General features: G+C 55.6%; 19 protein-coding genes. 6 read left to right on the top strand and 13 right to left on the bottom strand.

Going from position 1 to position 21,093, the window contains the following annotated elements:
* Position 1 precedes the first annotated feature (1 nt).
* The 9 genes from OLTU_RS09725 to OLTU_RS09765 form a co-directional block, all read right to left on the bottom strand.
* Positions 2 to 637 (bottom strand): cyclase family protein, encoded by a 636-nt coding sequence (locus OLTU_RS09725; protein WP_176736481.1) that lies wholly within the window; start codon positions 635 to 637, stop codon positions 2 to 4.
* A gap of 11 nt (positions 638 to 648) precedes the next feature.
* A complete protein-coding gene (locus OLTU_RS09730) occupies positions 649 to 2,154 on the bottom strand; it encodes a Rid family hydrolase (protein WP_176736482.1) in 1,506 nt (501 codons plus the stop codon).
* 2 nt (positions 2,155 to 2,156) lie between these two features.
* On the bottom strand, positions 2,157 to 3,050 hold the full coding sequence (locus tag OLTU_RS09735; protein ID WP_141732570.1) for a DODA-type extradiol aromatic ring-opening family dioxygenase: 894 nt from the start codon (positions 3,048 to 3,050) through the stop codon (positions 2,157 to 2,159).
* Positions 3,047 to 4,504, bottom strand: coding sequence for an aldehyde dehydrogenase (locus OLTU_RS09740; protein WP_141732571.1), 1,458 nt, complete (start codon positions 4,502 to 4,504; stop codon positions 3,047 to 3,049). The genes OLTU_RS09735 and OLTU_RS09740 overlap by 4 nt, the downstream gene beginning before the upstream one ends.
* Positions 4,479 to 5,534: an asparaginase gene (locus OLTU_RS09745; protein WP_141732572.1), complete on the bottom strand. Its 1,056-nt coding sequence runs from the start codon at positions 5,532 to 5,534 to the stop codon at positions 4,479 to 4,481. Before OLTU_RS09745 ends, OLTU_RS09740 begins: the two co-directional genes overlap by 26 nt.
* On the bottom strand, positions 5,531 to 6,748 hold the full coding sequence (locus tag OLTU_RS09750) for an LLM class flavin-dependent oxidoreductase (protein ID WP_141732573.1): 1,218 nt from the start codon (positions 6,746 to 6,748) through the stop codon (positions 5,531 to 5,533). Before OLTU_RS09750 ends, OLTU_RS09745 begins: the two co-directional genes overlap by 4 nt.
* A 39-nt stretch (positions 6,749 to 6,787) precedes the next feature.
* Positions 6,788 to 7,552: an SDR family oxidoreductase gene (locus OLTU_RS09755; RefSeq protein WP_218109951.1), complete on the bottom strand. Its 765-nt coding sequence runs from the start codon at positions 7,550 to 7,552 to the stop codon at positions 6,788 to 6,790.
* A gap of 135 nt (positions 7,553 to 7,687) precedes the next feature.
* Positions 7,688 to 8,110, bottom strand: coding sequence for a CBS domain-containing protein (locus OLTU_RS09760; RefSeq protein ID WP_141732575.1), 423 nt, complete (start codon positions 8,108 to 8,110; stop codon positions 7,688 to 7,690).
* 221 nt (positions 8,111 to 8,331) lie between these two features.
* The gene (locus tag OLTU_RS09765) at positions 8,332 to 8,904 is read right to left on the bottom strand and encodes a hypothetical protein (RefSeq protein ID WP_141732576.1); all 573 of its coding nucleotides are present in this window, start codon (positions 8,902 to 8,904) and stop codon (positions 8,332 to 8,334) included.
* A gap of 264 nt (positions 8,905 to 9,168) precedes the next feature.
* On the opposite strand from OLTU_RS09765, the gene OLTU_RS09770 reads away from it, so the two are divergent.
* Positions 9,169 to 9,918, top strand: coding sequence for a LysM peptidoglycan-binding domain-containing protein (locus tag OLTU_RS09770; protein WP_141732577.1), 750 nt, complete (start codon positions 9,169 to 9,171; stop codon positions 9,916 to 9,918).
* A gap of 186 nt (positions 9,919 to 10,104) precedes the next feature.
* A complete protein-coding gene (locus OLTU_RS09775) occupies positions 10,105 to 11,451 on the top strand; it encodes a hypothetical protein (protein ID WP_141732578.1) in 1,347 nt (448 codons plus the stop codon).
* A gap of 3 nt (positions 11,452 to 11,454) precedes the next feature.
* Here the strand turns inward: OLTU_RS09775 and OLTU_RS09780 are convergent, their stop codons facing one another.
* The gene (locus tag OLTU_RS09780) at positions 11,455 to 11,973 is read right to left on the bottom strand and encodes a hypothetical protein (RefSeq protein WP_141732579.1); all 519 of its coding nucleotides are present in this window, start codon (positions 11,971 to 11,973) and stop codon (positions 11,455 to 11,457) included.
* A 253-nt stretch (positions 11,974 to 12,226) separates the two neighbouring features.
* On the bottom strand, positions 12,227 to 13,108 hold the full coding sequence (locus OLTU_RS09785; RefSeq protein ID WP_141732580.1) for a hypothetical protein: 882 nt from the start codon (positions 13,106 to 13,108) through the stop codon (positions 12,227 to 12,229).
* Between the two features lie 199 nt (positions 13,109 to 13,307).
* On the opposite strand from OLTU_RS09785, the gene OLTU_RS09790 reads away from it, so the two are divergent.
* The 3 genes from OLTU_RS09790 to OLTU_RS09800 are packed head-to-tail and all read left to right on the top strand — an operon-like array spanning position 13,308 to position 17,163.
* On the top strand, positions 13,308 to 15,155 hold the full coding sequence (locus tag OLTU_RS09790) for a hypothetical protein (protein WP_141732581.1): 1,848 nt from the start codon (positions 13,308 to 13,310) through the stop codon (positions 15,153 to 15,155).
* The gene (locus tag OLTU_RS09795) at positions 15,152 to 16,630 is read left to right on the top strand and encodes a UbiA family prenyltransferase (protein ID WP_141732582.1); all 1,479 of its coding nucleotides are present in this window, start codon (positions 15,152 to 15,154) and stop codon (positions 16,628 to 16,630) included. Before OLTU_RS09790 ends, OLTU_RS09795 begins: the two co-directional genes overlap by 4 nt.
* Positions 16,631 to 16,680: 50 nt before the next feature.
* Positions 16,681 to 17,163, top strand: coding sequence for an FKBP-type peptidyl-prolyl cis-trans isomerase (locus OLTU_RS09800; RefSeq protein WP_141732583.1), 483 nt, complete (start codon positions 16,681 to 16,683; stop codon positions 17,161 to 17,163).
* 107 nt (positions 17,164 to 17,270) lie between these two features.
* On the opposite strand, the gene OLTU_RS09805 is transcribed toward OLTU_RS09800, so the two are convergent.
* A complete protein-coding gene (locus OLTU_RS09805; protein WP_141732584.1) occupies positions 17,271 to 18,155 on the bottom strand; it encodes a hypothetical protein in 885 nt (294 codons plus the stop codon).
* Between the two features lie 353 nt (positions 18,156 to 18,508).
* On the opposite strand from OLTU_RS09805, the gene OLTU_RS09810 reads away from it, so the two are divergent.
* Positions 18,509 to 19,678, top strand: a complete 1,170-nt coding sequence (locus OLTU_RS09810; protein ID WP_141732585.1) for a S8 family peptidase — start codon at positions 18,509 to 18,511, stop codon at positions 19,676 to 19,678.
* Here the strand turns inward: OLTU_RS09810 and OLTU_RS09815 are convergent.
* The gene (locus OLTU_RS09815) at positions 19,675 to 21,030 is read right to left on the bottom strand and encodes a sensor histidine kinase (RefSeq protein WP_141732586.1); all 1,356 of its coding nucleotides are present in this window, start codon (positions 21,028 to 21,030) and stop codon (positions 19,675 to 19,677) included. The genes OLTU_RS09810 and OLTU_RS09815 overlap by 4 nt on opposite strands.
* Positions 21,031 to 21,093 lie beyond the last annotated feature (63 nt).

A 21,093-nucleotide genomic window follows, 5' to 3' on the forward strand; every position in this document is an offset into this window, starting at 1 on the left:
TTCACCAATCAAAACTCATAGGCCAAAGCACAGCGCGCACGGGTGAGGCATCCGCCTCGGCCAGCGCCAGAGGCAGCGCGCTGAGCTTCCAAAAGCCTGCCGGCACACGGTCGAGATCAATTCCTTCCAGAACAGCCAGATCATGACGATAGAGTGCCTGATGGGAAGGCAGATCCTTGGAATCGGCAGGATCCACCGACGGCGTATCAATCCCCACCAGCCTTACGCCCCGGCCCGCCAGAGCCTCGATCAGTTCAGGTGAGAGCGATGTGAAAGCCATTTGAAAGGGTTCGGTGTGTTGAAACGAGCAGCTCTTGAAGAGCACACGCGGCGTGCGGATGCTATCGAGCGCAACATCCGCCGGCATGATGCGCCGCGGCCCCACCGATTGCACATCGATCACCTGGCAGACGCCCATGTAAAGCTGCAGATCACGCTGGTCGATGGGCATTCCATCCCGATGATAATGGCTCGGAGCGTCGACGTGAGCGCCGATATGCAGCGTGGTTTTCATCCAGGATAAACCCAGATGATCCCCTTGTTTGAAATCCATGGTCACCTGCCGTTCAAAGGGCTGGTCCCCCGGAAAAACCGGAGTCCCAGGTTGAATGCGAGGCGAGATATCAAAGTATTTCAAGCACAACTCCTTCACGGCCGGGCGATCACCTTGAATTCCACCGCAATCGGTGTGGGGAGGGCCCCGACTTCGACCGTGGTGCGGGTCGGCCGGATGTTTTTGAAAGCCGCATTATACACTTCGTTGTATCCGGTAAAATCCTGGGCCATGTTGGTGAGAAAGACCTGCACATCGATCACCTTGTCCAGGGATGAGCCGGCTTCCTCCAGGATTTTTTTGATGTTGTCGATCACCGACTGCGTTTGCACGCGGATGTCGTAACTCACCACCTTGCGCTGGGCATCGAAGACGATCCCGGGAATGTCCTTCGTTCCATGCTTGCGGGGCCCGATGCCCGAGAGGAACAGCAGATCCCCATAACGCCGCGCGTGTGGATAGGTTCCCACCGGTTCCGCGCTGGTTTTGCTGACGATTTCATAATCGGGGAAAGATGCCAGGATGGTCGAACCGGGAGATGGCGGGAAGTCACGCGCCGGGACGGTCGAACCGGGAGTTGGCGCAAAGTCACGTGCCGGGATGGTTGATCCGGGAGTTGGCGTGGGAGCAGGGGCCGGCGCAGGATGATGCGGCTTCGCACGCGTCACCGGCATGGTGAGCCGTTCAAAATCCGTCAGCTCCTCCACGAGTTCCGCCTGGCTGCCCTCCTCGGAGCCGAGTGTGCTTTCGAAAGGTTTCGCCTGCACGGGCTCGGTCGGTTTCAAACCGACCAGCGCGGCGCCAGTGCCCCAGACCGGTTCATAACCGTAGATGCAGCCTTCGAAATGATTGGTCTGACCGAGCAGGCCGTTGAGCCACCACATCCCTTTGAAATGCTGATCGCCATTGGCCTGCCGGGCGAACTCCCGCACCGTTTGCGCCACATCCTCGACGTCACCCGCGGCCAGCATATCGAGGATCTTGCGGTTCCACTCATCATCCTTGCGGGATGAGACGCGGTCCTCCTGGGGATTGATCTTTTCGATGTGAAAGCGATTCGACAGATTCGAAACCAGAACCGCGACCGCCTTTTTCCCCGATTTTTGCAGAGCCCGCGCCGCCGCCTGACCCACGTGCGTGGTTTCCTCCTTCTCGCTGTACATATTGCAGGAAACAATGGCCGCTGGCAGACGATTGTCAGAATTCAGAAGTTTCTGCGCGACGATGGTGCCCGTGTCGATGGGAAAGCCGCGGTAGTTGATCAGGCGCGTCTTGTAACCGAGCTGATCGACTTCGGCGGCATAGGCGCTGGCGAAGTCGGTGTCGATCTGAAACTGATAAGGAATCGAACCCAGTTCATGCCAGTTCTGATCCACATGCACCCATTCGGGACGCGGATCCGCCTGAAACATATAACCCAGAATGGAGAGCCACTGGGTCGAATAGTAAAGAATGAGATCAGCCTCTTCCTGCTGAATATCCTCCGCCAGGGCTTGCCAGGCCTGACGCAAACGGCTCCAGGCCGGGGACTTGTCCGGAGCGAGCAGAACATGAGGCATGCCGGATACAATGTAGGCCTTGTTGATCAAAGAACCTTCCACGATTATGCTCCTTGGGACAAACTGGGATTCCATTCCACAACAGCATTGCCGGTGCCGATCACGGTTCCATAGCCGTGAACGATGGCCGGATAGGTCGGCACCTGAAGGGCCTCCAGCATCCAGGTCAAGGCCCCGGCCTTGGTTTCCGCCGTGGCCATCTCATTGAATTCGGGCATGATGTCGAGCAGCTCACGACATTGACCGCGCCGCATCATTTCCAGGATCTTCATATCCCACAGATACTGTCCATGATGGTGGATGCGTTCAAAGCTCATGTCCTCGGGAATATCGGGCTCATGCACAAAGTGCCGATGGGAAAGGGAGTTGGAGGCGAGCAGCACGCAGCGTTTGCCGGAAGCCTCCACCGCGCGCCGCGTGGCATGACCGACGTCAGCGGCCACCTGGTTGCCGATTTCATTGGAGAAATAAAAGGCCGCCTGGTTCGAGGAAATAAAGACCACCGGAATGTCCCAGTCGGGATTGATAAGGTGCAGACTGATGATGCTGCCATAGTCCAGGCGGAAGTCAGGGTTGGTCACGAGCGTGGTGCTCATGCCGGCCTGTTCGCACTGACCTTTGATCGCCAGGGACAAATCCACATCCACATTCACATCATAGTGATAACGGAAGAGATGCGGAAAAATCGGATCGACCGACAGTCCTTTGAAATGCGGCAGTCCCAGAAAATGATGGCCCACCACGGTTGGCCAGTGCGGGGAATGCACGATCAGGGCATCCGGTTTCAGCGCCTTGATATTGGCCCGGCAGCGTTCATAGGCCCAGCGCAGAACCTCCCAGCCGCATTCCGCGCGGGGTTCGTTTTGCGGAGGATTTTCAGCATAAACAAGATGCGGAGGATGGGGGGCCAGCACTCCGGCCACGACCTTTCCTTTCATAGGCGATTCCTTCCCAGCTGCAGACAGACATTTTTTTCTTCCGTATAAAATTCCAGGCTGTAGTCCCCGCCTTCGCGGCCCACGCCGGAATCTTTCATGCCTCCGAAAGGCACGCGCAGATCGCGCAGCATCCAGGTGTTGACCCAGATCTGACCGGCTTTGATATCGGCGGCGGCATGGTGCGCGGTATCCAGATTTTGCGTCCAGATGGTGGCAGCCAGCCCATAGCGGGTGGCATTGGCCTTGGCCACGGCATCCGCATAATCCTTGAAAGGCGTGAGGGTGACCACCGGACCGAAGACTTCCTGCTGCATGATTTCAGCGTTCGCATCCGTCGTGCTGATCACGGTGGGTGCAAAATAATAGCCTTTCAGAAGACTCGCCTGGGGCGCCACGCGTTCCCCGCCACAGAGAACCTTGTGGCCCTGAGCCCGCGAGCGCTCCACGAAACCCTGGACCTTGTCCAGGTGTTCCGCACTGACCAAAGGCCCCATAAAGCTGTCCGGCGATTCCGGGTCGCCGACCTTGAGCTGCCGCACGCGCTCGACGAAGAGTTCGGTGAATTTGGGCAAAAGGCTTTCCTGCACAAAGAGCCGTGACGTGCAGAGACAGATTTCACCCTGATTCAAAAATGACGAACGCACGGTGGTATTCAATGTGCTTTCGAGATCACAATCCGCAAAGATTAGCGCCGGATTTTTACCGCCGAGTTCGAAGCTGGTTTTCTTGTACAGAGGCGCCGCCCGTTGGCCGATGATGGCCGCGGTTTCCGTGCCCCCTGTAAAGGAAATCAAAGGCACATCGGGATGAGCCACCAGCGCATCACCGGCCTTTTCTCCCAGACCGAAAACGAGATTGCACACCCCCTTGGGCAGACCCACTTCATCCAGGACCTGGGCCAGGAGAAAGGCGGTCGCCGGCGTCAATTCCGAAGGCTTGGCGACAGCGGTATTGCCCGCGGCGAGGGCCGGCGCAATTTTCCAGGTCAAAAGATAGAGCGGCAGATTCCAGGGTGAAATCAATCCGGCCACACCCATCGGCTCCCGCCGCGTGTAATTCAGGACCTCGGGACTGGTTTGAAAAGCCTTTTCCTGCTGATGCAAAATCGCACCGGCAAAGAAGCGAAAGTTTTCGATCGCCCGCGGAATATCCATGCTGCGGGCCAGGTGAACGGGTTTGCCCTGATCCCGACTTTCCGCGACGGCGAAAAGATCCAGTTTTTTTTCAATCGCATCAGCGATGCGATAAAGATACTGCGCCCGCTCCGCTCTCTTGAGCTTCTGCCAGGCGGGAAAGGCCGCCTTCGCCGCGGCCACGGCGCGTTCGACATCGGCAGCAGTGGAATCCGGCAGATGACCATAAACCGTTCCATCGCGCGGCTGATAGTTATCCAGATAGCCCCCGTCCACCGGCGCAACAAAAGCCCCATCAACGTAATTGAGAATCCGATCCATCCTGCCAGCCTTTCACATAGGAATCCGGGTTGTAATACCAGCGATCCTGATCGGGATCCCAGTCATCCCAGGGTTTGACTTCGGACATGTTCCGGCGCAGATCGGGAGGAATGATATCCTCCACGATAAAGGCCTTTTGCCGCTCCAGAGGGTAGGGGTTGCGCAGTTCAAAACCCAGAACCCCAAGGACCCAGCGCGCCACATACCAGGTGGCCCGAGGATCCCAGCCGTGGGAAATCTTGATCACCACACCCAGGCCATCCGGATAGTCGGGATGCAGAATGCTCAGCCCCAGAAGGCCATCGGCCCCTTCCTTGGCAATCACGCGGCCACCACAGGATTTCAGAATGGTGGAATCGAGTCGATTGAACCCACCTATGTGATCCGGGTGCCGGATCATCGCTTCCCAGATCCAGTCCTCATCCTTGCGCACGGCCAGATCCGCGAAGAGCGCGGCGAGTTCATTGACGGTCATCGCCAGCGTGGGCAGACCACAGCCGTCCTTGGCCAGGACCGAGGACTGCAGATCCGCACCCAAAATCTCGCGAACCTTGGCCACATAAACCTGATGAAAGGGATGTTGCGGCAGCGTGTAACCAATCCGCGCCCAGTGATTCAACGCGCAGGCGCGGAGGATGGCCGCATGTTTTCCCGAGCAGCTGTGATACCAGCGGCGTGGCCGTCGCAGCTGCTTGCCGAACTGCATGAGCGGCAGCGCATGCGGCGTTTGCAGAAGGCCATATTCGGAAGGCTTGAGAATATCCCGCACCGCTTCGATATGGATCGGTTCCGCGTTGTGCGAGGCGATTGAAACCGCCTTGGATTCCCAGCTCAGATGGGGATCCAGTTCCTTGGCTATCACCTTGATCTGGACCGGCTTCATCATCGAGCGGCCATAGCAGAGGACGTTGCCACCATAGGAATGATAGGGTTTCTTGCCTTTGAACCAGGCCACGGCTCCATGCACGGTGACCTCGGGCACACCATGGCGCCGATAGTCGACCAGGGGAACCCAGGTGTTGTCGATCATTTTCCATCCTTCATCAGCAGCGGCCGGGTCTGATGCCAAAAGGCTTCCATGCTGGCCTTGATCGCCGCATTGTCGTGATTGTTAAAGTCGAACCAGAGCATCAGACGATCCTCGGGATGATACTTCGCCTGGAGCTGCGCGGCCACATCCCGAGGATTGCCATAAACCGCATTTTCAACGGCCTCAGCCACCTTGCGCGGATCCAGCGTGCCTTCCATCGCCCGCCAGTAATTTTCCAGGGCATTCTGCGCGGCTTCACGTGCGCGGGTTCTTTGCTGCTCGGGCGTCAGGTGCGCGTCGCCGTTCAGGAAGATGAGCGAGGTGCGCGGCATATAGGATCTTCGCCAGGGTCCGCCGGCCGGATGATAATGCTGGGCCAGGCGCTGATGAGTGGCTTCGATGGTGGTGGTCGGGGTGATCGACAGATTGAAGACCCAGCTGGGGAAATAGCGATTGGCCAGAATCTGCACCTCGGGATCATGCGATCCGACCACCAGCTGCAGAAGATCCAGCGGAGCTTCGAAAGGAATCACACCGACCTTATCAAACTGCCAGAAGGGTGGGATGATCACACCCTCATCAGTGACCGGATAATTCACAAGCTTGAGCACGCCCTGATCCTTAAGGCTTTGGCGTGGCAGAATCTGGGGCGCCAGGTCCTCGCTGCTGAAGATCTCGTTTTTCAAACTGCGCAGAAAAATTTCCGTGGCCTGGTTGAAGATCAGGCCTTTGATCACGGACCAGCCGGCCTCCTCCAGCTCGTTGCGTGGCCTGATGCCATAGGGCTTGTTGGAAAAGGGGAAGCGGCCGGCGGCAAAACCCAAAAACAATTTGCGCTTTTCGTTGGGATCCAGCGTGTGCAGGGTGAAAAAGGTTTTCAGGGCTTCGGCATGAGCCAACGGTCCACCATTGCAGAGGATGTTGCGAATCGCGGAACCTATGTTGATGCGCTGGGTCTGGCTGAAGGCCTTGTGCGCCAGCTGCAGAATATCGGTGTTGAGGCCGATTTCGCCTTTGAAATGCGGAATCACAGCATCCGCATTGCATTTCTGAGTTTCGCAGGACAGATGCGTTTCCGCGACCCAGGCGGTTTCAAAACCCAGCTCATCCGCCAGCTTCAGCTGGTCAAAAAACTGCTGGAACATGACCCTTTCGGTTGGCATATAGCCGTCGATTTCCGTCTGGCAGATGGAAAAAAAGATATCAAATTTCATGAGCAACCTGTCCTTCCTTCATAGGCAACCCTCCTTCCTTCATAGGCAACCCGTCCTCCCGCCATCAACCGGCAGGTTGACGCCATTAATATAGGCGGCGTGCTGCGACGCAAGAAATGCACAGGCATAGGCGATTTCCTGGGCTTCGGCAAAGCGTCCGGCCGGAACATCCTTCAAAAACCCCTGCTCGACGTCTTCGCGGGTTTTCCCGGTTTTCTGCATGGTGTTCGTCAGAATCTGCTCCAGCCTTTGCGTGCGGGTGTAGCCGGGCAGAACGTTATTTACCGTGATGCCGTGCGGTCCCAGTTCGTTGGCCAGGGTCTTGGCCCAGCTGGCCACAGCCCCGCGCACGGTGTTGGAAACGCCGAGGCCGGGCAGCGGAATTTTCACGGACGTGGAAATGATATTGATGATGCGGCCGAACCTCTGCGCCTGCATGTGAGGCACGAAGGCCTGCACCAGCAGAAGATTCGCCAGGACATGCTGGCTGAAGGCCTGCTCCAGGGCGCTGGTTTCCGCCTGCAGAAGCGGGCCCGGACTGGGTCCGCCGCTATTGCAAACGAGGATATCGACGTCCGGACCTATTTGGGGAATGGCCGCTCGCACCTGATTCAAATCGCTTACGTCACAGACGACAGGTCGATGGCCCTGACCCAGAGCCTCCAGGCTTTTCATGGAGGCTTCGAGGTTCGCCTCGCTGCGCGCCAGCACTGTGACCCGAGCGCCTGCGCGGGCGAGTTCGAGAGCGCAGGCCTGTCCAATTCCTTTGGAAGCTCCGCATACGAGTGCATGCTTCCCCGTCATAGAATCCCGTGTAAACATAGTCAGCAAAGCCCCTGATGCCAGTGAATTTTGCCTCTCTTATACAGGCATGCCGGGGGACTTGCAACGCGGCACTCGGGTGGGATTCAGCGAACAGAACGGCCCAGGGCCGCCGGCTTAGATCGTCGCCGGGAGCCCAGGGGAACGGGTGAAACCGAGGTGCTTGAATCCGAAACGCAAAAGATCCGTGGTGGAAATGATGCCGATCGGGCGTCGTTTCGCATCGGTCACAGGCATGGCATGCACGTGATGATCGAGCATGACTTCCGTAATACGGGTGATGGGGTCCTCCGGACCGCAGGTGATGACGTCACGCTGCATGATGCTGGCGATTCTCGGGAAGTCCCGATCGGAGTTGGAAACTTCCGCCCACGCACGCAGAACGTCACGATCCGAAACCATGCCACAGAGCTGCGAATCCACATTCACTACCACCAGCTGATGGATGTGATACTGCCGCAATTTACTAAAGGCCTGGTAGATATCATCAAATTCCATCACATCCACGACATGCCGGGTCATGATATCTTCAGCTTTCATGCTTCCTCCTCCTCACTCCACGTCCTTGCTGAAAATGACTGATGCAAGAGAGGGGCCAGACTGAAGGAGCTTACGTGCAGAAAAAACATGCGGAAGGATCGCACCCGATGGTAGGAAAGCAGGAGCGAAAGCGACATAAGCGTGGGAAACAAAGCCGATCCAATGCAAGAACCAGGCTCGGGACCCGAGCCTGGTTGTGTGGACCACTGATTCATCTAAGTTTAGAGACCGTCCCGACCATTGGCGATCATTTCGCTCAAGGTTTGCACCACCACCAGTGGGGCTCGGTCCGGTTGCTCGCGATCCACGATGCGAGCTTCGATTTCAATGTTCGCGAGTCTTGGGCCGTAGAGCATGTTCAACGGCGTTTCGATCTGAATTCTCTGACCAAAATCGAAGTCATTCGCATCGATCAGAGCGGCCTTGACGGCCGGGCCTTGGTTGGAAACTATCCTCCATTCCACCTGGAAGCGGCGGGGATCGAGTTTTTCCCCATCGAGAATAATTTGCAGACCGACTTCACTTTTCAGCCAGTTGGCTTGAATCTTCTGCTGCACCACCAATCCTGTTAAATAACCGCCGTTCACGGGTGTGGGCGGGGTTACCTGTTCATTATCCTGGAGCATCATTTCCAGGATATTAGGACCTCCCTGATCCAGGACTGATGCTGCACTTTCTTCAGAAAGGTCATCATCTCCATAGACCAATCCTTCACGAGCCAAAGCTTTTTCCTGAGCTGCGGAAAAGAGCAGGATGATTCCTGCCACAATTTCTTTTTTTTGGTACTTTATCATGGGCCTTTCCTCCATCCCTACAGAAGTTATCGGTTGGCAACGTTGCCCTTCACTCCATTTGGGAATCGGGTAAAGACTGCCAACACTTGTGTGAGCTGTGATTTATTTTCTGAAAATCACTGTTGCTCCGCGCCTGCATTTTCATACAGATAAGCCGAGGAAAATCTTTGCGAAATAGGTCTGCCTCCTGCCCTTGCTGCTTTGTGACTTGCTGAAAAAGTTCACAATGCGTGCTAGAATGTAAGAAAATAGGGAGAAAAGAACATGACGCCAACGAAATACCAAAATTTCGTGAAACTCGCGTTGGTTTCAAGCTGCTATCTCAGCCTTCATGCCTGCCGCACGTCGGGTGGTTTTGATGATGATGCCATTAATCAACGCTCCGTTTACAGAGAAGATGATACAGAAGGACTTCTCCCTTCGCCCCGCCGGGCTGCAGAGGAAGCACGCCTGGATAAGGGCGATGACATGAAGCTCGCCGAGCGTGGAAAAAATGATGAGGCCATCATGATCGCCGAGAGCGACGGCATCCTTCTGGATGATCTGAAGGCAGCCCATGCGCAGATCCTGGTGCCCAAGGCTCCGGATGAACGGGCCTACTTTGCGCCGGCGAACGGAGGGGCTCAGGCGAAGGTGGTCACCGCGATGAAAAGCGACATGAAGACCGGTAGCACCACGCGGCGCAAGCCCGTCTTCCTTGGCAAGATCGGGCTTCAGGCCATGATGAAACAGGCCAAGGCCGTGGATGTTAACGCACCTGCAGCCGTTACCGGCGGGATGATGAGTCTGTCCGCGCGCTCCGGGCGTGGGGCGGGGAAAATTGCGAATCGCGAAAATATGGGCAGTTATATCGTGCAGCCCGGTGATACGCTGAGCACGATTTCCATGAAGATCTATGGTACCTCAGGTCGCTGGATGGAGATCGCGCATTTGAATCGCCTGGGCGACGGCTCCGTAATTTTCCCGAAAGAGCTGATCCTCTATGTGCCGGATCAAGCCGCCGCAGCCCCCTGAATCTCTGAAAAAAACCTGCTTTCAATGGCCGCAGTCTGTTCGGATGCGGCCATTTCTCTTCCATGACAGACTTTTACGCATGTTCCAACCTTTACCAAAGGTATGGGCGACTTCACCTTAAGTTGCAACCTTCCTGACCGATTCGGGAGACAGGTATTCACCCCCGTTTTCGGAGGAGGGGTTTCTATGAAGAATTTGATCGCACTGCCCTTGGCTGCCTTGCTGCTTACACACTGTGGAAAAAGTACAGATGATGACGCCACCAGCAATCTGGATGGTGATGTTAAAGGCAGCATCCCCGACGTCGGCACCATTATTATCGATCTGCCTTCAGCCATCGCACCAGCTGACAGCAGTTTGCGCCTGGCCGAGAGTGATGATGGCATTCAATCGTTCTTTCTCATTCCGGTGACCTTTACCGGCATTGCAGGAGAGATGACCACGCTGACCAAGAATGTCATCGAGCATATCTTCGGTAAACCCGTATGTCGTGACGAAGACACCAGCAACGATGTGGCCGATTGCGACGAGTATCGCGGCATCATCGCCGGACAGATTTCCGAGACGCCCACCATCTTTGAAATACCGTCCGAAAGTGGTGGCGATAGCCCTTCGCATGTCAAATACTGGGCGAATCCTGAAGGTTCGGACTACGAGATGGGCCTTGAACTCTATTGGGCCACTGGTGATGACGCTTATGTTTCTGCCATGCAGATGCAGCTCAGCAAGATCAGTGAAACGGAAGGGAAAGGGACCTTTACCTTCTTCCCGACCTTTGATGGGTCGAGCGAAGGTCCTGATGTCATCGTCACGACTTTCGAAGCCACAGAAGAAAAGAAGACGATGGATCTGCAGCTCTATTTCACCGCGTCTTCGGATGAAATGCCAACGTCGCTGGGTCTGACGGTCACCGATACGGATGGCCTCATCACCGGCTCGGGCACCGCCATTCGTCCGGAACTTGCCGCCGACAAAGGTACGTTCGCTCCATTCCAGACCAAAGAGGAATTCGCCTACGTCTATACCCTGGCGGCGGATCGTGAAGCCAACCTCGGTGTGGAAAAATTTGCGGCGGTTTCCGCGACAGGCTATGAGGACTCCAGCAGCTACTTCACAAACTATGGTGTGGACTCGATAGTGAAAAATTTTGCTATCGGTCTGCTGCGGACAGCCTCATCCACCTTTAACTGTGCGACCTCCGGTCAAGTCATTTCCACAGACCTGCCGGCCGATATCTGTAAGACCAATACCGCCGTCACCGATGCGGATGTTCTCGCAGGTCTGACCACCTTCTGTACCAATAACCCTGGCAACCAGAATATCTGCTTGATCGCCGGTCAGGCCAATAAGTGGGCCAACCCCATCTACTTGAATGCGGACGGTTATGTGGGCAATGAGAGCTTTCAGAAACCAACCGACAGTGCCTATACACCTCTGGTCGAGGCCCTGGCGGACATCACCGTTTATACACCGACCGCTCTGAAGGCTTTGACCAAACCGGAGCTGCCGGACGCTGTCGATACAGTGGAATAAGACTCAACGTTTCACGACTGGCAAAAGACGCATCGCTTCCCGGCGATGCTCTTTTGTTTTCGGCAGGTCCTGGCAAACATAGCCGATGCCGCCCTCCTGCTGGCGCACCCGCTCACCACGATTGATCACCGATAATTTCCAGCTCAACTGACAGCGGCCATCGTCCAGTCGCACCAGTTCAATCCGTGCGCTCTTCTCCATCGCGCCGCTGTGGTGCGAGCCCCGATAAACATAGCGCCGGACGCCGGGTTCATCGAACTTTTCGGCCGGACCGGTGGAGGCCACACCAGGGACAGTGAAACGTTTCTCATCGAGCAGAAAATGCATAAGAGGCAGGTTGTCCGAGCGCAGCGTGTAAAGCTGGGGATCCTTCTGAACGTCAGCCAGTGTCTGCCCCGTTTTTTGAGTGAGATCACGATTCCAGATATCCAGGGTCTGACCGGCCTGGGGCAGCCAGACCTCCTGAGCGAACACAGACAGACTCCAGAAGCAGCACAGCAGGAGAAGAAGAGAACGCAGCATGGAACCACCTCAACGCAAGAGAACCCGCAGCCAGCGCGGGTGCGTTAGGAGGAGCAAGGAGAATGCCTTGAGAATGAAAGAGGAAAACGCCCGTTTCGGGCGGAGCCGGGCGACAGCTGTCAAAAACCTTGACACTCATGAGGGCCGTATTGGGAAAGATACTGCGTTGCTCGGTCGCCTGCGCTGCTCATTGGCCTGGGGCCAACTCCGCTGCTCGTCTCCCTCCCGCCTTGTCTCTTTCCCAATACGGCCCTCATGAGCGTGGCCACCAATTCTTGCGGGTAATCGCGCCCTCGGTGCGGTAACGGACATGGCTCAGAGTCCCTTCGTAGCTGACCAGCGGCGCAAGTTCCGGATCCTGCATCACCTCCGCCAGCGGCAGAGGACGATTGCCAATCAGAACCATATTGCTGATCAAGCGAATGCCATGGCTGTAGTCCGCATACCAGTTGCCGTGAACGGTACTCAAAGGCTGAATCGGCGAGCCATTCGCTCGATGCCAGCCATAGATGGCCACTTTTTTAGGGCGATCGTTCAATTGATTCGAGAGCACCACATCCTTCTTGTGACCCGCGATCAGCTCGTCCGGTTGGTCCTGGTCGAGCTGCTGGCGAATGACCCGGTCGTGGCGTACGAATTCGTCCACCGTGACCATGGCATCACTCGGTTTGAAGGGATTGGGGGGAAGCCTCAGCCGGGCGGCACGATAGATCTCATCGACAAGGCGAGCCGTCGGCAGGGAGAAGCCGAAGGCATCCGCCACCTGCTGGGCGGTCACAGGGCTCATGGGTACCCGAACGAATTCATCATCATCGCCGACCGCAAGGTAATCTTTCATCACCCAAAGGGTGACTGTGACCGTCCGACCCGAACGGGTCTTGGCGTTGTATTGAATTTGGACCAGTTCGCGAAGAAAATCGGGCAGATTCCCGCGTCGCAGCTCACGCAGAATGGAACGCTCGCGGCTCCCTTCATCCGCGCCACGGATCATCTTCGCAAAGGCCACCCCATCCGCGGCATCCGCCTGACGTTCAGGTATGGAACCAGGGACCAGCGGAGCCGATGGGGTCAGGCATCCCGTGCAAAGCGTCAGCAGGAATAAGGGCAAAATCAATCGAGTGCAACGCGCAATCATGCAGACGCTCCTGAGAAATTCGAGCGAGTCCTCATCATCTTTCCATTTTACGGCAGGAACATGAAAAAATCCTCAGTGATCCAGCTTTATTACGAAGCGACGCCGCGGACGAAGGCGGAAATACTTAAGGCTCCTGAATCATGGCACGATAAGAGGTCCGGAGCGGTTTACCAGGCATCCCCTCAAGCGGCTGGAACACATGCGCAATATTTTGCAGGCAGGACTGATCGTCACGCTGCTTTGGACAGCGACCCCGGGCTATGCCCAGGAGGTTGAGACCGAAGAGATGATCTGTCGCGACATCGGCGATATCTTTTGCCTTTTGGAAGAATTTTCCAAGAGCCTCGAAGGGATCACCAGTCTGTCTGCGAAGCCCATACCCAGTGCGGAAAGCAAAGCGCCGCTGGATCGCACCGTGGTCGAACTGCAGCGTGACCGTCGGGAAACGAAACTCAGCCTGACCGAAGCCGGCCAGCCCACGGAAGTGACGCTCATCAACCTCGCGCCTGAGGTCAATGTCTGGTATCTGCTCAAACTGCAGTGGAGTCCCCAAAAAATTGAATGGTATCACATCGATAACGCCGAGCCTCGCGCCATCTGGGTCGAACTGAATCCGCAGCAGCCGACCGGCCTTTGGCTGCGTGATGGCAAAGGCGGGGACAGGGTCTGTGAACTCTGGACCAAAGGCAGCGGCCATCCTCTGCGCGACGCCCGCGCGGCCAATGCCCCTTATGCTCCGATTTGTCAGAAAGCCCTCTTTGTGCGTAACACCATCGAAGGCTATCGTACCACCAAGGAATGGGTGGTGGAATTTTTGCGAGCCAATATCTGGGGCGGCGAAACCATCACCAATATCGTGAAGGAAACCGTTTATAAGGATAATTTCCTTCTGAAGTCGGATCCGGTCGGTCCCGTCGGCAAACCGGCGAGCAGTGAATTGCCCAACGCGCCGGCCAATGCCAAGGTGTCGAGCAAGATGAAGGGCGAGCTCCTGCCGGTCAAGGAACTGGGCATCAGCGTGATGGGCGCGGCGGAAGAAAATCTGGAGGTCGGCCGCTGGTATCGCACCAAACGGCAGGAAGGCGTCTTCGTCAGTGTGATCGTTCCCAAGGCCATCGACGAGAGCATCCTGAAAAGTCATCGTGATTATGTGCGCGAACTCGATAATGTGGAAATGGATGCGGTCTCAATCCTGGCCGCCTTTGATACGACCATGTTCGATGTGAGCTTTGCCATGGGCACGGATCATCCCGCCGTGGGCTGGTCCGATCGCGTGCTTCCCGATGTCCGCAATCCCCTCTCCAAAGGACCGGATGGCTTTGATAATTTGAATCCTCTCACTCCCACGGGGCTTATTCCGCCTTACCTCTCCGACCGTGTGGTGGGTATCTTCACAGGTGGATTCAAACGCGATCATGGCGCTTTCCGCTGGGGCGAACTCGCGCGCAAAAATTACGGTTCGCATTATGGTTTCATGGAAAACGGCACGGTTCTGAGCAGCATCGTTCCTGATCTTGCCTCGCTGATCGTCTATAAGGATGGTCGCGTGGATATGAAGACCTGGACCGATCAGGATACATTGAACATGGGCAACATGAAACACGTTCGACAGAACGGTGTGCCCATCATCGATTGGAATGAACTCACGCAACAGGCCGTGCCCGGGCGTTGGGTGAGCAACTGGACCCTCGGCAACTGGTCCGGTTCGCAGGATAAGAAATTCCGCTCACTCCGCGCTGGCGTTTGCGAAGCGGAATACAAAGGCCGTCGATTCCTGATTTACGGCTATTTCTCGAGCATGACGCCAGCCGGCATGGCTCGCGTGTTCCAGTCCTATGGCTGCACCTATGCGATGCACCTCGATATGAATGCCCTGGAACATACTTATATGAGTCTCTATTCGGCAAACAAGGCCAAGGACCCATCGCCGCAGCACCTGGTCAAGGGTATGAAGGTGCTCGATGAGAGGTTCAAGGGCAATGTCCCGCGCTATATAGGTTATCCCGACAACCGGGATTTCTTCTATTTTACTGAGAAGAAAGAATGATGCATCCACACCCCCAGCCTGTCATCAAGGAAGAGAAAAGGCCGCTGGTGGTGGACCTGGACGGTACCCTTTTGCAATCGGATTCCCTGCTGGAATCCATGTGCGCGGTCGTGCGGCGCAAATTTTCCGATCTCTTCCGCCTGCCTCTCTGGCTTGCGAAAGGCCTGCCTTACTTCAAGCAGCGGGTCTATGCACGCAATGACAGCGACGTGACCCGGCTGCCCTACAATCCGGATATCCTCGAAGCGTTGCGCATCGAACAGAAACGCGGTCGGCGTTTGATCCTGGCCACCGGCGCGCATCAGGACTTTGCTCAGAAGGTGGCGGATCATCTGGGTCTCTTTGCGGAAACCTATGGCTCGACCGATACGGTAAATCTTACCGGTTCGGCCAAAGCTCAGCGCATGGTCGAACTCTTTGGAACCAAGGGTTTTGACTATGCCGGTAATAGTCGGGTGGATAAAGCGGTCTGGCGCCAGGCGTCAGCGGCCTGGCTCGTGAGTGACAGCGAAGCCTTCTCCCGTGAGGTGAAAGGCCTGATTCCGGTCTCGCGGGAATTCCGCTTCGGCCCGCCGCGCCTGAAGGTTTATCTGAAAGCTCTGCGTGTGCATCAGTGGTCAAAAAACATGCTCATCTTTTTGCCCACGCTGCTGTCGCATCATTATTTTGAGCTGCGGAGCTGGCTGCATTGTCTGCTGGCGTTTGCATCTTTTTCCGCGATCGCTTCGTCGGTTTATATCCTGAACGATCTTTTGGATATCGAAGCGGATCGCCGTCATCCGGATAACCGCAAACGGCCTTTTGCCGCTGGGACTCTTTCCATTATCACAGGCTGGAGCCTCGCGCCGTTGCTCTTGCTCGGCGGGCTGGGGATTGGTCTCTATATTTCCTTCAATTACTTTATGGTTGTGCTGGGCTATTTCGCGATGACATGTCTTTATTCATTGAAACTCAAGCAGCTCGCGATTGCCGATATTATCGTCCTCGCTCTGCTCTATACCTGGCGGGTTCTGGCCGGTGGTGTGGCAACGGAAACGATCATCACGGAATGGTTCATGACGTTCGCCCTGTTCTTCTTTCTGTCCCTTGCGACACTCAAACGTTGCTCGGAATTAATCCTGATGGAACAGAATCATGAAAAGAAGAATAAGCGTCGCGGTTATATGGTCGCTGACCTGCCTCTGCTCCTGGGATTCGGTGTCGCAAGCAGCTACCTTTCGGTGCTGGTGATGGCCTTGTATCTGAATGATAATCGTGTGGTAGTTCAGTTGCGTTACCCGGAAGCACTGTGGACGCTGTGTCCCATTCTTCTTTACTGGACAAGCCGCCTATGGCTGATGGCCTATCGTGGTCGCATGACGACCGATCCACTCGTCTTCGCACTCCGTGATCGTACCAGCTATGTCATTGTCTTAAGCGCAGGACTCCTGTGGCTGTTGGCACGTGGCCCCCTGTTTCTTGCTTTCGCGTTTTGAACTTTCTATGCTAGGGTAATGGCTTGTGCTCTTTAGCGTAGAGGATACTTATGATCGCAGGACAAAATTCAGTCGTTCTCATGGATTATACCGTCAAAGACGACGAGGGCAATTTGATCGATACGTCCGCTGGCCAGGACCCATTGGCTTTCATTCTGGGCATGGGTAACATCATTCCTGGTCTTGAGCGTGCCTTTATTGGAAAGAAAAAAGGTGATTCCTTCCAGGTTCGCGTGAAGCCTGAAGAAGGCTATGGTGAAAGAGATGAGGCGCTGGTGGAAGTGGTTCCACGGACCCAATTCTCCGGTATCAAGGATCTTCGTCCTGGCATGCAACTCCAGGCTCAAACTGACGACGAAGTCATGGTTGTGACCGTCGTTAAATTGACAGATAGAGAAGTTACTGTGGATGCCAATCATCCACTGGCAGGTAAAACACTAAACTTTGACGTGGCAGTAGTTGACGTAAGAACGGCGACCCAGGAAGAACTGGCTCACGGTCACGTTCATGGAGTCGGTGGTCACCACCATTGAACCCATTACTGTCCTGCAAAAACAAAAGCGGTAGCCCTGCGTCATAGCCGGCATACCGCTTCCTTTCATTCAGCTTCGGCCTCTGGCCGAAACCTTCCAGATCCTTTTTATTTCGAAGCCATTGGGAAAGTCGAACGTCCTGAGATGTAGTAGGGCTGTGGAATCACGCCTTCATCACTCAGGAGCGACGCCGTTGGACTCTGGCTCAGGACGTCCCGGAGATCCAGGGTCTTGGTGCCGATTTCCACCGCGTTGGATACGAGGCGAATACCATGGCTATAGTCCGCGTAATCTGCACTGTGAACGGTGGAGAGGGGTTGAATCGGAGTGGAATTCTTTTGGTGCCAGCCGTAGATCGCAATCGCACGTGGTTTCTTGGCCAAACGCCGGCTCTGCACCACATCCTTCTTATGACCCGCCACCAGCAGGCCTGGCCGCCAGTTGCTGCGATTCAGCTGCTTCTGAACGAGTCCATGATGTTTCAGGATATTCGTGGCGCTGGTCATGGCCTTGCTTGCGGGCAGGGGAGCGGGTTTCAGCTTAACTTTGGCCTGCGCGTAAATATCATCGACCATCTTGGATGTGGGCAGGCTGAGATCGAGTTGCCGTGCGAGCGTCTTCACACTGTATAGATTGAGAGGAACGCGCACGTAGTCGTTATCCGAACCGACAGCCAAATAATCCGGAACAGCCCAAAAACGTAAGGTTTGCCCGCGATAAGGACCCGTGGTCAGACGCCGTTCTACAGGATAGAGAAAGCGTTGAAAGTTCGGGACATTGCCTTTCAGAATTTCAGCGACGATCGCCTTCTCGCGTTTTGCTGGCGATAAATTTTTGATTTTGTTTAAGAAGACAGAACCGGCCAGAGCATGTTTGGGACGCGCTGGAAGGTCCAGAACGCGACCGGATTGCTTGGCAGTCAAGGCCAGGGCAGATGTGGTCAGGGTTAATTGAAGGCCCAGAAATAAGCTCAGAAACGTGCGGAGGTTCATAGCTCGTCGTCCTCGACCAGTTAACAAAATTTCACCCCAAGGTGACTACTTCACTCTAATTTGAGTACCCTGTCCATCAATAATATGCGTTTCGTCAGGTGTAACCCTTGATATTTAATATCAGGGAAAGCAGCTGAAAAACTCGGGTCTTGAAGAAGCGACTAAACTTCGCACAAAACACGTGGGAAATGTGATCTGAGATTGCCATTCTTTCGTCAGGTAAGAAGATTTTTGCGCAAGACCTGTTAAGCAAAGTGGTGGAATTCATGCCTCGAATAACTCACTTGACCCAGGGTGTGCCCCCTGCGCTATAGTCTCTATAAATATTGAGAAGATCGAGAGGAGTTCCGAGCATGAAGGCATTCGTGTTTTTTGGAGTCGGCAGTCTATTGGCCAGCGGCAGCCTGCTGGCCGCAACCGTTCTGGATCGCGACCATCCGAATCGCATACCGGATCATTACATTGTGAAATTAAAACATGACGCCGGTCGGGACGGCCTCAGCACGGGGGAATATGTCCTGCAGCAGGCGGATCGTCTGCAGCAGACTTATGGCATCCGCGTGCTTCAGCAGTACACCCATGTTTTTCCGGGCTTCTCCATCAAAGCCAAGGATGATCAGATCGAAGCCCTGGCCGCGGATGCCGCGATCGAACGCATAGAGGTGAATAAGATCGTGCGGATCAACGCCACCCAGTCTCCCGCCACCTGGGGAATCGACCGTGTGGATGCGCGCAGCGGCATCGATCAAAAGTATAACTATACGAGCAGTGGCAAGGGTGTGCATGCCTACATCATCGATACCGGTACGCGCAGCACGCATAATGAATTCAAGGGACGCATGGGTGAGGGCTTCTCCTCCATCGATGATGGACGCGGTTCGAATGATTGTCATGGCCATGGCACGCACGTGTCGGGGACAGTCGGTGGCACGACCTATGGTGTGGCCAAGGACGTGACGGTGCATGGCGTGCGTGTTCTCGGCTGCGACGGCAGCGGCGATGACGCCGGTGTGATCGCCGGAATCGATTGGGTGGCACAGAATGCCATCAAACCGGCTGTCGCCAACATGAGTCTTGGTGGGGATCCTTCCGACTCCCTGGACGAGGCCGTGCAAAGTGCGGTGGCGTCAGGAGTTGTGTTTGTGGTGGCGGCTGGCAATGAAAGCCAGAACGCCTGCAATGTGTCACCGGCCCGCGTACCGGAGGCCATGACCGTCGGCGCCACGACGCGGACGGATTCACGTGCCCTGTATTCGAATTTCGGTCGCTGCCTCGATATCTTCGCGCCGGGATCCAGCATCACCAGTGCCTGGCGGACCAGCAACACAGCCATCAGCACGATCAGTGGAACCTCGATGGCCTCGCCTCATGTGGCCGGTGTGGTCGCGCTCTATCTGGAGCAAAATCCTGAGGCCACCCCTGAGGAAATCGAAACGCTGGTGAAAGAGAATGCCACACCCAATGTGGTGAGAAGCGCCGGAACGAATTCACCGAATCTTTTCATTTATTCCAAACCAGACTAGGAAACTTCCTGCTGACGCGGCAGCTGCATGACAAACGTCGTGCAGCTGGCTCCCTTGTCCAGTTCAATGCTGCCGCCATGCGCGGCCAGTATTCTTCGCGAAATACTGAGGCCAAGGCCGGTGCCCTTGCCCGGTGGCTTGGTCGTAAAGAAGGGCTGGCCGATCCTATCCAAAATCTTCAGATCCTTGATCATGCCGCTGTCCCGCACCAGAATGACAAAGTGATCCGGCTCCAGTTTGATTTCAATCTCAATCCAGCGGTCTTCGAGCGCCTGCACAGCATCCTTGGCATTATGAATCAGGTTGAGCAGGACCTGCGCGATCTGCAGCGGCCGGCATGGACAGCTGCAGCGCTGGTCAGGAGCGATGACTCTCAGTTCGACGCCGGCCTGGTTGAGGCTTTCACTGCAAATGGATAGGGTATCCTCCACGACGTCCTTGAGATCCGCATCCTCCAAGGGGTCATCGCTGCCTTCACGTGACAGCTTGCGCAGTCCCTGAACGATTTTTGTGATGCGATTGATGGTCGCCAGGGTTCTTTCGCAGTAGTGCAGAATACGTTCGCGATCCACCAGCTCCATGCGGAGCAAACGCATGGTGACCTCGGTATAACCCAGAAGTATGGCGAGTGGATTGCTGATCTCATGGGCGATATTGCCCGAAAGTTCTCCAATGGCGGAAAGTCGGGAGGCCGTGGCCAGCTGGAGCTGCTGATCTTCGATCAGCTTCTGGCTGTGATGCAGATTTTGAATGGTATGACGCAGAGCCTCTTCGCTTCGCAGATTGAGCAGCGAAAAGTAGCTGGAAAACAAAAATGTTATCAGAGCAGCCGACGGCAGCACCATCAGATAAATCAGCCGTCGGGCTGAGACTGAAAAATTCAGCGGCGCGGTGACATCAAAGATCACGAGTTCAAGGCTGAGCAGGAGCAGAATGGGAAGCAGACAGAGGGCCAGCACCGACTTCAGGTGTTTGACCTCCATCACAATGCACGGTACGGCCGTCGCGGCAATGAAAAAAAGATGCATGCCACATTCACGTCCCAGGAGGATCGAGTAGATAAAAATGTTGGCATTTCCGAGGCAGACAAACAGGTACCGAACGCGCAAGGCTCCGCGGGTGATTTTCTGTAAATAGGGGATCGCAGAAAAGAGCAGGGCATCGCCCAACGTCATCCAGCCCCAGGGGGCGCGGCCATACAAGCCAAACACAGGGGCATAGGATGCGATCATGAGCGCGCTCACCCACGAACTCTGGTTGGTGAGGCGCACCCTTTTGAGTTCCGAGGGCTCCAGCCCGGGGTGACAGCCGAAGTTGGAGATAAGTTGCCAGAATGCCTTCAATCGTCGCATCACAGCATCCTTCTCTCAACGATAGGACAAGGCCATCGGAGAGTGTAACCTGAAAAGGGTCTC

The organism is Oligoflexus tunisiensis, from assembly GCF_001748245.1.
Lineage (GTDB): Bacteria > Bdellovibrionota_B > Oligoflexia > Oligoflexales > Oligoflexaceae > Oligoflexus > Oligoflexus tunisiensis.

What these genes read in the sequence shown, in the direction of transcription:
- OLTU_RS09735 (WP_141732570.1), bottom strand. Translation starts at nt 3,050, where the DNA reads ATGAAAGGAAAGGTCGTGGCCGGAGTGCTGGCCCCCCATCCTCCGCAT.
- OLTU_RS09740 (WP_141732571.1), bottom strand. Translation starts at nt 4,504, where the DNA reads ATGGATCGGATTCTCAATTACGTTGATGGGGCTTTTGTTGCGCCGGTG.
- OLTU_RS09745 (WP_141732572.1), bottom strand. Translation starts at nt 5,534, where the DNA reads ATGATCGACAACACCTGGGTTCCCCTGGTCGACTATCGGCGCCATGGT.
- OLTU_RS09750 (WP_141732573.1), bottom strand. Translation starts at nt 6,748, where the DNA reads ATGAAATTTGATATCTTTTTTTCCATCTGCCAGACGGAAATCGACGGC.
- OLTU_RS09755 (WP_218109951.1), bottom strand. Translation starts at nt 7,552, where the DNA reads ATGACGGGGAAGCATGCACTCGTATGCGGAGCTTCCAAAGGAATTGGA.
- OLTU_RS09760 (WP_141732575.1), bottom strand. Translation starts at nt 8,110, where the DNA reads ATGAAAGCTGAAGATATCATGACCCGGCATGTCGTGGATGTGATGGAA.
- OLTU_RS09765 (WP_141732576.1), bottom strand. Translation starts at nt 8,904, where the DNA reads ATGATAAAGTACCAAAAAAAAGAAATTGTGGCAGGAATCATCCTGCTC.
- OLTU_RS09770 (WP_141732577.1), top strand. Translation starts at nt 9,169, where the DNA reads ATGACGCCAACGAAATACCAAAATTTCGTGAAACTCGCGTTGGTTTCA.
- OLTU_RS09775 (WP_141732578.1), top strand. Translation starts at nt 10,105, where the DNA reads ATGAAGAATTTGATCGCACTGCCCTTGGCTGCCTTGCTGCTTACACAC.
- OLTU_RS09780 (WP_141732579.1), bottom strand. Translation starts at nt 11,973, where the DNA reads ATGCTGCGTTCTCTTCTTCTCCTGCTGTGCTGCTTCTGGAGTCTGTCT.
- OLTU_RS09785 (WP_141732580.1), bottom strand. Translation starts at nt 13,108, where the DNA reads ATGATTGCGCGTTGCACTCGATTGATTTTGCCCTTATTCCTGCTGACG.
- OLTU_RS09790 (WP_141732581.1), top strand. Translation starts at nt 13,308, where the DNA reads ATGCGCAATATTTTGCAGGCAGGACTGATCGTCACGCTGCTTTGGACA.
- OLTU_RS09795 (WP_141732582.1), top strand. Translation starts at nt 15,152, where the DNA reads ATGATGCATCCACACCCCCAGCCTGTCATCAAGGAAGAGAAAAGGCCG.
- OLTU_RS09800 (WP_141732583.1), top strand. Translation starts at nt 16,681, where the DNA reads ATGATCGCAGGACAAAATTCAGTCGTTCTCATGGATTATACCGTCAAA.
- OLTU_RS09805 (WP_141732584.1), bottom strand. Translation starts at nt 18,155, where the DNA reads ATGAACCTCCGCACGTTTCTGAGCTTATTTCTGGGCCTTCAATTAACC.
- OLTU_RS09810 (WP_141732585.1), top strand. Translation starts at nt 18,509, where the DNA reads ATGAAGGCATTCGTGTTTTTTGGAGTCGGCAGTCTATTGGCCAGCGGC.
- OLTU_RS09815 (WP_141732586.1), bottom strand. Translation starts at nt 21,030, where the DNA reads ATGCGACGATTGAAGGCATTCTGGCAACTTATCTCCAACTTCGGCTGT.